Consider the following 4,620-nt stretch of genomic DNA (forward strand, 5'->3'; position numbering starts at 1 on the left):
GCCAGACGCCAGACGCCAGACGCAGCCATGCCGCCACGCCGACGCCTCCACCCCGCAGCGCGGAGGGATCCAGACCGGTAACGGTCAAGCTTGCGGTCTTTCTAGCGCCAAATTCGAGCAGATAAACGATCGCAAGCTAACCGACAGCGCCGCCTGGTGCTTGAGGCAGGTGGTCGCGTTAAGCAATCGGGCAACCTCGTCGCGGCTCAAAACGATCGGAAGGTTGGGGGGCTGGCTGAAACGAATAGAACGACAAAACCCATCGGCAATTTGGCTTTTTCGCACATTGCCGGCGAAGAGGCCGTTGTGCGATCGACACCCTTTTGTTGCCGCACATTCCCCGGCAAAGAGGCCGTTGTTCGGCAACCCCCTTTTCCGTACGTTTGCCACTTTCCGCATGGGTTGGGGCTTTCGCAAACGCCCCGGAAAAACGAAACACCGCAAAAGGGCAGGGAGCACTCAAAGGCAATCCCTGCGCAAGGCGCATCAAACCTGCCCTGGGCGAGGGGTCTGGCCCCTCACATCCAGAGACTGATCTCGGTGCGCTCGATATAGCGAAACACCGTATTGGCCGATTTCCAGCCGCCCATTTTCATCAGCTTGAGCACATCGTGCCCGTCCCCGAGCAGGGTTTGGGCCGCACCCACCCGCAAGGAATGCCCGCTGATCGCTTCGGATGTTTCCGGCGGCAAACCAGCCCGCCCGGCAATCAATTTCAGCAACCGCGAAATCGAATGCCCCACCATGTGCCGTGCGATCGGGCGGCCGCGATAGACCGGTCGGATCAGCGGTCCGGTTTCAAGCCCGGCCGCCTCGATCCAGTCACAGACAATTTTGGCGGTGGCCGCCGAAAGGGTAATCACCCGCCCATCGCCTGTCTGGTCGGTCTTGCCGCGGCGAATGAGGATCGCAAGGTGTCCCTGGCGGTCGGTAACGAGATCTTGGACATCGAGCGCCGCGATTTCCGAGCGCCGGCACAGGCCCTCGAACCCGAGCGCAAGCAAGGCCTTGTCGCGCTTGCCGGCCAGATCATCGGCGCAGGAAGCAAGCAGTTTGGCCCGCAGAGTGCGATCGATGCCATGGGCCTGGCGCGGACGATTGGGGCGATGGCGCTTGATGCGCCTTATGGCGAGGCGCACGGCTTCGGTTGCGGCGGGATTGGAAAGATCGAGCGCCCGGTGCACGCGAACGATCGCGGCGACCCGCCGAACCAGGGTGGCCGCCGACAGGGTCTGGATCGCCTCGTTGAGGTAGCGCTCGAGCGTTTCCGGATCCGCGGGCAGTGCGCACAGATCGTTCTGCGCACACCAGTCGGCAAACAGGCGAAAATCCTTGCCATAGCCAGAAATCGTTGTGTCGGCATAGGCGCCGCGCAACCGCTCGAGCGCTGCCTGCCAATCAGGAGCAGGATGAGGGCCGCCAGAAAGCGGCCCGTCCAAAGTCATGGGATCAGTCATGGCCGACCTCCTTGATCGTGCCCCTGGCAGGGCGCCGGCCGATATTCCAGAGCATGGCAATACTGGTCATCCGCCAGACCGAGCGCACGATCTTTGCGCCGATGATCACAGCCAGGGGTTTGCCGAACACCACCCAACCCATCGCGATGGTGAAATGCAGATCATGCTGGAGTGCAGGCCCGGCGATAAAGCGGGGCAGGACCGAACGTTCGATATTGGCAATGAGGGACTGAGGGCTCGTGCCATGGATCGGGGTGCCGGCCCAGGCGATAAAGCCGGCGCCGGTTTTCGCCGCGATGTCGCGGCGAAAAAGATCGGGGTTTTTGACGCACGCGCAGTGAAACGCGCCTGCGCCGTCGCAGACGATAGCGATCATTTTCATGATAGTCGCTCCCCTACGCCAGATCGGACGTGGGACGACGAAAAAGATGGTCGCCAGAGAAAACGGAAAAATGGGTATTTGGCGCAAATACGCCTTCAAGAATGCGCGCGAGCGCGCTAGGGCTTGTGTCAGCCATTGTTAGCTCCTGTTCCAAGCAGGTAGTTGATGTGGTCAGGCCGTCTCGGTGTTCCACCACCGGGGCGGCCGCTTTTGAGGCGGCGCACCCAACCTGACACGAAGCCAGTTCGAGCTTCGATTCGTTCAGCCTAGCATTAATGGAGAACGAAACCAGAAAATGGTCCCGCCAGGGTTAACGCTAATCATTTGACTCAATTACGAACGATGTCGCTCCGGCTCGCAATTGCGCGCTCAATCTGGTGATGTATCGTTTCCGAGCAGAGGGGGAGTGAGAAATGCGGTTGGTGCCATACATTTTCTTTGTCCTTTCGGGGGCTTCAGCGGGCGTCGGCGTGCTTTGCGCCGTCATGGCCTTTTTTTACGCAAACGGTTTTGAAATCGATGGAGCCGTCAGGCAGGGGATTGTCTATGGGGCGATAGGCATTGTCTGCCTGTTCTCCGCGCCTCTCTGGTTTGCCCTCGGAAGGATTTTGCACACGCTTGATATGATCCGAAAAAACTCCGATCAAAACGTTGGGACGCTTTAGGCGCCAGCATTCATTTTTTGTCTCACCCACTTTGGGAAGAGCAATTTCAGCGCGAGCAGTCATCAGCGATGTCATGCCTGCGTGGCGCGGAAGCGGTATGGACCAAATCCAAAGATAGAGGACGGTGAGCCCTTGCGGTCTTTACCATTTGGGGCAACAGAGCTTACCCATTGGATTTGATTGTATTAGGTTTATCGGGCTACTACTGGGCGATCGAGGGGAAGAGTCATTTCGGACAACAATATAGGTTTCGGCACCTCTGGCCTGCGCGGCTTGGCTTCGGGTTTTACCCCGGATGTGGTTGGCGCCTATGTGCGCGGGTTTCTTCAAACCTCGTGTGCAGACGCTGATACCCGGGATGTGGCGATCGGGGTGGATCTTCGCGCTTCGAGCCCTGCAATTGCGGCACTTGTTGCCGGGGCGGTTGCGGGGAGCGGCTGGCGACCTATCCATGGCGGGGCGGTGCCGACACCAGCGCTTGCGGCCTATGCGCTCAAGCGAGGCATCCCGGCGATCATGGTGACGGGCAGCCATATCCCGCCCGACTATAATGGCTTGAAGTTCTATCGCCCCGACGGCGAGCTGCTCAAATCCGATGAAGCGCCGATCGCTGCGGCCGCTGAAGAGACCCTTGGTTCGGGCTGGAGTTTTGCCCCTGCCGATCTGCCGCCGGTCGAAGAGAAGGTTGCGGTAGAATACACGAACCGGTTCACGTCGAGTTTTTCTGCCTCCAGCCTTTCGGGACTGCGCGTCGGGGTCTTTGCCCATTCCGCGGTGGGTCGGGATCTTCTGGCCGACATTCTCGAAAGCCTCGGGGCAGACTGTGTGTGCTTTGGCCGGGTCGAGGAGTTTGTTGCCGTCGACACCGAAGCCGCGAGCGCCGATCATCTGGACCAGATGCGGCAGGCGCTCAAGACACATGGCCTTGATGCCGTGGTGTCAACCGACGGAGATGGCGACCGGCCGTTGCTGCTCGATGAAGCCGGACACCAGATCAATGGGGATGTGCTGGGCGCCCTGACCGCCCGGTTCCTTGGGGCCAAAACTGTCGTGACGCCCCTGACCTCTACGAGCGGCATTGAGCTCAGCGGTTGGTTCGAGACTGTCATTCGCACAAGGATCGGCTCGCCCTTTGTTGTCGAAGCCATGACCCAGGCAACGACAAAGGACGAAGACAGGATCGTCGGGTTCGAAGCCAATGGCGGCTTTCTCGTGCAAACACCGTTCAGCCTCGAGGATGGGATACTGGATCCCTTGCCGACACGGGATGCGGTGTTGCCGATACTGGCGGTGCTCGCTTCAAGCAAGAGTGCCGGTGAACCGATATCGCACCTTGCGGCATCGCTGCCGCCGCGGGTCATGAAGGCGGCGCGGCTCAAGGAGATACCGCCGCAAAAGGGCAGCAAGTTCTGTGTGACTATGGCAGACTCGTTTGTGATGCGGACGGTTTTCGATCCGATCCTCTCGGACATCTCGGCGATCGATACCACCGACGGGACGCGGTTGACCCTCACTGACGGATCGATCGTTCACTTCCGCCAGTCGGGCAACGCACCAGAACTCAGATGCTATGTCGAGACCGACACGGCCGAGGCGACCGATCGGCTCCTGGAAACGATGATGGCACAGCTCGAACAGCATTTTGGACGCAAGGAGTGATGGGCATGGCAATGGAAATGGGACGCATCACCCCGATCGTTCTGGCCGGGGGTACGGGAACGCGGCTGTGGCCAATGTCACGGTCAGCGCGGCCCAAGCAGTTTTTGACCCTTTCGGGTGAACACAGCCTGTTCCAGGATACCCTGCTCAGACTTGCATCAGATCCCCGCTATGGCGCGCCGATCGTCGTGACCAATGAGGATTATCGCTTCGTTGTCGCCGAACAGGCGTCCGAGCTTGGGTTACAGCTTGCCGCCATCGTGCTCGAACCTGTGGCCCGTAACACCGCCCCGGCCATTCTCGCTGCAGTGCTGGTCGCCAGTCAGGATCAGCCCGACGCAATCGTTCATGTGCTGCCTTCGGACCACAAGATCGGTGTCGATGCCGCCTATGTCACAGCGCTCGATCAGGCAGAGGCTGGAGCAAAGGCGGGATCTCTTGTCACCTTCGGGATTGC

At 60.0% G+C, this 4,620-nt stretch carries 5 protein-coding genes; 2 read left to right on the forward strand and 3 right to left on the reverse strand.

Annotation, left to right across the window (positions count from 1 at the left end; all coding sequences use genetic code 11):
- Window positions 1–518 precede the first annotated feature (518 nt).
- The 3 genes from AACZ55_RS15435 to AACZ55_RS15445 form a co-directional block, all read right to left on the reverse strand.
- The gene (locus tag AACZ55_RS15435) at window positions 519–1,457 is read right to left on the reverse strand and encodes a tyrosine-type recombinase/integrase (protein WP_339647524.1); all 939 of its coding nucleotides are present in this window, start codon (window positions 1,455–1,457) and stop codon (window positions 519–521) included.
- Complete coding sequence (locus AACZ55_RS15440; protein WP_339647526.1) at window positions 1,450–1,839, reverse strand: hypothetical protein; 390 nt, start codon at window positions 1,837–1,839, stop codon at window positions 1,450–1,452. Before AACZ55_RS15440 ends, AACZ55_RS15435 begins: the two co-directional genes overlap by 8 nt.
- A 455-nt stretch (window positions 1,840–2,294) precedes the next feature.
- Window positions 2,295–2,567 (reverse strand): hypothetical protein, encoded by a 273-nt coding sequence (locus AACZ55_RS15445; protein ID WP_339647528.1) that lies wholly within the window; start codon window positions 2,565–2,567, stop codon window positions 2,295–2,297.
- Window positions 2,568–2,747: 180 nt separating this feature from the next.
- Between AACZ55_RS15445 and AACZ55_RS15450 the strand changes: the two genes are divergently transcribed.
- Together AACZ55_RS15450 and AACZ55_RS15455 are read left to right on the forward strand one after the other, a co-directional pair.
- A complete protein-coding gene (locus AACZ55_RS15450) occupies window positions 2,748–4,163 on the forward strand; it encodes a phosphomannomutase (protein ID WP_339647532.1) in 1,416 nt (471 codons plus the stop codon).
- Between the two features lie 5 nt (window positions 4,164–4,168).
- Window positions 4,169–4,620 (forward strand): sugar phosphate nucleotidyltransferase (locus tag AACZ55_RS15455; RefSeq protein ID WP_339647530.1); only part of this gene is annotated, 452 nt, incomplete at its 3' end.

Origin of the sequence: uncultured Pelagibacterium sp. (assembly GCF_963972885.1) — a bacterium.
Classification (GTDB): domain Bacteria; phylum Pseudomonadota; class Alphaproteobacteria; order Rhizobiales; family Devosiaceae; genus Pelagibacterium; species Pelagibacterium nitratireducens.